The sequence below is a fragment of the uncultured Faecalicoccus sp. genome (assembly GCF_944327125.1).
GTDB lineage: Bacteria > Bacillota_I > Bacilli_A > Erysipelotrichales > Erysipelotrichaceae > Faecalicoccus.
This window is the reverse complement of the sequence record NZ_CALVGO010000070.1, coordinates 1-5,948: the sequence shown is the minus strand read 5'-3', so window position 1 is coordinate 5,948 and position 5,948 is coordinate 1. Positions and strand designations below refer to the sequence as shown.

The following is a 5,948-nucleotide window of genomic DNA, read 5'->3' as shown; positions in this document are numbered from 1 at the left end:
GAACTGGATGCCGAATTTGCCTGTATTTTGGTCGATACCAAAGAGCACCATGTCATTGCCGCACGAGATCCCATTGGAATTCGACCGCTTTATTACGGATACGACAAACACGGCGATATCGTGTTTGCCTCAGAACCTAAAAACCTGGTCGATCTGGTCGAGAAAATCATTCCGTTTCCCCCGGGACATTACTATAAAGACGGCACTTTTGTCTGTTATCGCGATTTAAGCCACGTGGATACGATGCATCATGCTCCCCTAGAAGAGACTTGTGCCCAGATCAAAGAATATTTAGTGGCCGGCATTCAAAAACGCCTGGATGCCGATGCCCCGATCGGATTTTTATTGAGCGGCGGCTTGGATTCTTCTTTGGTTTGTGCCATCAGCACCAAGCTTTTGAACAAACCGATCCGTACCTTTGCGATCGGGATGAAAAGCGACGCAATCGATCTCAAATATGCCAAAGAAGTCGCCGACTATATCCAAAGTGAACACCATGAATATCTGATCGATGATCACGATGTTTTAGAAGCCATCGAACCAGTGATCCAAACGCTGGCAACCTATGACATCACAACGATCCGTGCCAGCATCGGCATGTATCTGTTGTGCCAGAAGATCCATGAAGAAACGGATGTCCGTGTGTTATTGACCGGTGAGATCTCGGATGAGATCTTTGGATATAAATATACCGATTTTGCCCCCGATGCCCAAGCTTTTCAAAAAGAAAGCGAAAAACGCATCCGGGAGCTGCATATGTACGATGTGCTCCGGGCGGACCGCTGCATTTCTTCGCATTCGATGGAGGCGCGTGTGCCTTTTGGGGACCTTGCCTTTGTCGATTACTGCATGCACATCGATCCATCCCAAAAGATGAATACCTATCATAAAGGAAAATACTTGCTTCGGCACGCCTTTGAAAAGGACGATGTCTTGCCGTACGATATCTTGATGCGCGAAAAGGCTGCCTTTTCCGATGCCGTAGGGCATTCTTTGCGCGATACGATTTGTGTCTATGCCGAGGGTCTTTATACCGATGAAGAATTTGAAAAGAAAAGAAAACGATATGTCCATGCGACCCCTTTTACCAAGGAAAGCCTATTGTATCGGGAGATCTTCGAAAAATATTATCCGGGACAGTCGCAGATGATCGTTGATTTCTGGATGCCGAACCGCTCCTGGAACGGATGCGATGTCCAAGATCCCAGTGCCCGTGTTCTTTCGAATTACGGACAAAGTGGAATGTAAGGAGGAAGATTTTATGTTTATGCCAAGAGAACACGATGCTTGCGGAATCGGTACTGTTGTACAGATCGACGGCAAGAAAAGCTACGATGTCGTAGATAAAGCGTTACATATTGTCGAAAAACTCGAACACCGCGCCGGAAAGGATGCGACAGGCCAAGTCGGAGATGGCGTCGGTGTCTTATTACAGATCTCTCATCCTTTCTTTAAAAAAGTCATGCACAAACAAGGCATTGAACTGAAGGAAGAGGGTGGATATGGGATCGCCATGTTCTTTTTTCCGCAAGAAGCCTTAAAACGCAACCAGCATAAACGCCTCTTTGAGACGATCGTCAAAAACGAGGGAGCGCAAGTCTTGGGATGGCGAAAAGTTCCTTGCGATTCTGCGATTTTGGGCAAGCCGGCCCAGGAATGCATGCCTTATATTGAACAAGCCTTTATTCAGAAACCGGAAACAGTTGAAAAAGGATTGGCTTTTGATCGCATCTTGTATTTGATTCGCCGTCAGTTTGAAAAGAGCTGTCCGGAAACCTATGTCGTTTCCTGTTCCAGCCGTACGATCGTTTATAAAGGAATGTTTTTGGTCAAACAGCTGCGTTTGTTCTATTTAGATCTGCAAGATACGGATTATCAAAGTGCGATCGCCATTGTCCATTCGCGTTTTTCCACGAATACGACACCTTCCTGGCAGCGTGCCCATCCCAATCGTTTGATTGCGCACAATGGCGAGATCAATACGATTCGCGGGAATATTGACCGCATGCTGGCAAGGGAAGAAAGCATGAATTCGGATTTCTTAGATCAAAATCTGAAAAAGATCTTACCCGTGGTCAGTACGTCGGGATCCGACAGTGCCATGCTGGATAATACCTTAGAGTTTTTAATGATGAATGGAATGGATCTGGCAAAAGCGATCCTGATCACGATCCCGGAACCTTGGAAACATGTTCCAATGGAACAGAAGAAAAAAGATTTTTATCATTACTATGCCACGATGATGGAACCGTGGGATGGCCCGGCAGCCATCTTGTTCTCGGATGGAGATCAGGTAGGAGCCGTCCTGGATCGCAATGGGCTTCGACCCAGCCGTTATTACATCACCAAAGAGAATATGCTTGTGCTTTCCAGCGAAGTCGGGGTGTTAGATTTTGAACCGGAACAGATCGTGAAGAAAGCCCGCCTGGAGCCAGGAAAAATGTTGCTGGTGGATACGAAAGCGAAAAAACTGATCACAGATGATGAGATCAAGGCTCGTTATGCCGGCGAAAATCCGTATGGGGAGTGGCTGAGCCTTTATTTGCTTCATCTGAAAGACTTGACTGCACCGGATAAAAAGCCGCATAAACACACGCAGGAAGAGCGGGATAAACTTTATAAAGTCTTTGGCTACACTTATGAAGATATCCAGGATGAGATCCTTCCCATGGCGAAAAACGGAGCCGAACCGACCGCTTCGATGGGAACGGACATTCCTTTGGCGGTATTGAGTGACCGGCATCCCTCTTTATTCCACTATTTTAAACAGCTCTTTGCCCAGGTTACCAATCCGCCTATCGATTCCTTGCGCGAAGAAGTGGTCACCGATACAACCGTTTATATCGGAAGTGACGGAAACTTATTAGAAGAAAAGAGCCAAAACTGTACCGTCTTAGAAGTCAACAACCCGATCCTGGATTCCCGGGATATGGATAAGATCCGCAACCTGCATCAAAAAGGCTTTCAAAATCAAACGATCTCTTTGTTGTTTTACCGCGGCATGCCTTTAAAGGATGCCTTGGATCACATGTTTATTGAATGCGACCGGGCATATCGGCAAGGGGCCAATATTTTGATCTTGAGCGATAAAGGTGTCGATGAAAGTCATATGGCGATCCCCAGCTTGTTAGCGGTATCAGCTTTGGAACATCATCTTGTCCAGACCAAGAAACGCACTGCGGTCTCGATCATTTTGGAAAGCGGCGAGCCGCGGGATGTTCATCAGTTTGCCTGTCTGTTAGGTTATGGGGCAACAGCGATCTATCCGTATCTGGCCCATGAATGCATTGAAGAAATGATCGAAAAAGACATGTTGGACAAAGAACCTTCGTCAGCGATCCACGATTATAACGAAGCCATTCTTCATGGCATCGTTAAGATTGCCGCCAAGATGGGGATCTCTACCTTACAGTCGTATCAGTCGGCCCAGATCTTTGAAGCCATCGGAATTTCGAAAGAAGTGATCGATGCCTATTTTACGAATACACTGTCGCGCGTCGGAGGCATCGGCTTAAAAGAAATCGAAGAAGATTTGATCTACCATCACGATCACGGCTTTGATCCATTGGGATTATCCACCGATACGACATTAGACAGCATCGGTTTTCATAAACTGCGCTCCGGGAAAAGAAAAGAAGATCATCTCTATGATCCCAAGACGATCGTGACTCTACAAGAAGCGACCCGGCTCAAGGATTACGGATTGTTTAAAGAATACTCCAGGATGGTCAATGATCAGGATCGGCCCCACACTTTAAGGGCTTCCTTAGAATTTGTCCATGAGCATCCAAGTGTACCGATCGAAGAAGTGGAGTCGGTCTATGAGATCGTCAAACGATTTAAGACGGGTGCCATGTCCTATGGCTCGATCTCGGAAGAGGCGCATACCACCATGGCGATTGCGATGAATCGCCTTCATGGAAAATCCAATTCCGGAGAGGGTGGAGAAAAACCCGAACGACTAGGAACTGAGAAGAATTCGGCGATCAAACAAGTCGCCAGCGGACGTTTTGGGGTGACCAGTGAATATTTGACCAGTGCCCAGGAGATCCAGATCAAGATGGCGCAAGGGGCCAAACCTGGAGAAGGCGGACATCTGCCGGGCAAAAAAGTCTATCCATGGATTGCCAAGACGCGCTACAGCACGCCGGGTGTAACTTTGATCTCCCCGCCTCCTCATCACGATATTTACTCCATCGAGGATCTGGCGCAATTGATCTATGATCTGAAAAATGCGAATCATAAGGCCCGCATCAGTGTCAAACTGGTCAGCGAGGATGGAGTCGGAACGATTGCCTGTGGGGTAGCTAAAGCTGGGGCAACGGTCGTCTTGATTTCCGGATACGATGGCGGCACAGGGGCAGCACCCCAGTCCAGCATTCATCATGCCGGACTTCCTTGGGAGTTAGGACTGGCACAAACACACAAGGATCTGATCGAAAATGGGTTGCGCAGCCGGGTCATTTTAGAAACGGACGGCAAACTCATGACCGGGCGTGATGTGGCCATCGCCTGTTTGTTGGGCGCGGAAGAATTTGGCTTTGCGACGGCACCGTTAGTTACGATGGGATGTCGGATGATGCGCGTTTGTAACTTGGATACTTGTCCTTTTGGCATTGCCACGCAAAATGAAGAATTGCGCAAGCGCTTTAAAGGAAAACCGGAATATGTCATGAATTTTATGTTGTTTATTGCGCAGGAATTACGAGAGATCATGGCGAAGCTGGGTTTTCGTTCCATTGATGAAATGGTGGGGCATACCGAATGTCTTCAAGTTCGGCCAGAACTGAAAAAACGTCAAAAGATGTTGGATCTCAGCGATTTATTGGGACAAGCGCATCCGGTGCATTACCAGGCTTCGGACGCCTATGATTTTAAGTTGGAAGAAACGTTGGATCATAAAGAAATCTTGCCGCGTTTTATGCCGTATCTCAAGAATAAACAATCGCATGAAGAAACATTCAAGATCTCCAGTACCGATCGTACGGTGGGCACTTTGTTTGGCTCTTTGATCACGACGATGTTTAAAAATACCTTGCCGGAAGATACCTTTACGATTCATTGTGTCGGCGGGGCCGGCCAATCGTTTGGAGCCTTCATTCCTCAAGGATTGACTTTGGAAGTAACGGGCGATTCCAATGATTATTTTGGGAAAGGATTATCGGGAGGAAAACTGATTATCAAACCCGATCCGCGCTCTGGCTTTGCGGCGGAAGAAAATGTGATCATCGGCAACGTGGCTCTTTATGGGGCAACCAGCGGCAAGGCATTTATTCGCGGCAAGGCCGGGGAACGCTTCTGTGTACGAAATTCGGGAGCTACGGCCGTTGTGGAAGGCTGCGGCGATCACGGGCTGGAATATATGACCGGAGGAACCGCTGTCATCTTAGGAAAAACCGGGAAAAACTTTGCGGCCGGGATGTCTGGAGGCATCGCGTACGTCTTAGATACCGATCATGACCTCTATTTGCGAATCAATAGAGAACTGGTCTCCATGGAAGCTGTGACCGGCAAAGCCGACATGGAAGAGCTTCAGGAGATCTTGAAGGAGCACGTTGCCGCAACGGATTCTTCCGTTGCGAAAAAGATCCTGGAACATTTTGAAGAAAATCTCAAAAACTTCAAAAAGATCGTTCCAAAAGATTATCAGATCATGAAAGATTCGATCAAAGCTCTGCAGGATAAAGGTTTCCATCAAGAAGAAGCAGAATTAAAAGCCTTTGAAATGGCTTTTCAACGATAGGAGGGAACGCCATGGGAAAATCAACAGGATTTTTAGAGTTTCAAAGAGAAGAGAATCCGGCATTTTTGCCATTGGACAGAATTCATGACTTCCATGAATTTCATGAAGAGCTCGATGAAAAAGAACGTCGAAAACAAGGGGCCCGCTGTATGAATTGCGGGGTTCCCTTCTGTCAGTCGGCCATTCAATTGAAAGGAAAGGTGAC

At 47.2% G+C, this 5,948-nt stretch carries 2 protein-coding genes and 1 pseudogene; all 3 read left to right on the top strand.

Annotated features, from left to right (window positions below):
- Positions 1 to 1,248: asparagine synthase-related protein (locus Q0K03_RS06975; RefSeq protein ID WP_297238989.1), on the top strand; the 1,248-nt coding region annotated here is incomplete at its 5' end.
- Positions 1,249 to 1,261: 13 nt separating this feature from the next.
- A complete protein-coding gene (gene gltB / locus Q0K03_RS06970; RefSeq protein WP_297238988.1) occupies positions 1,262 to 5,743 on the top strand; it encodes a glutamate synthase large subunit in 4,482 nt (1,493 codons plus the stop codon).
- Positions 5,744 to 5,754: 11 nt separating this feature from the next.
- A pseudogene (locus Q0K03_RS06965) lies at positions 5,755 to 5,948 on the top strand (glutamate synthase); the annotation flags it as partial.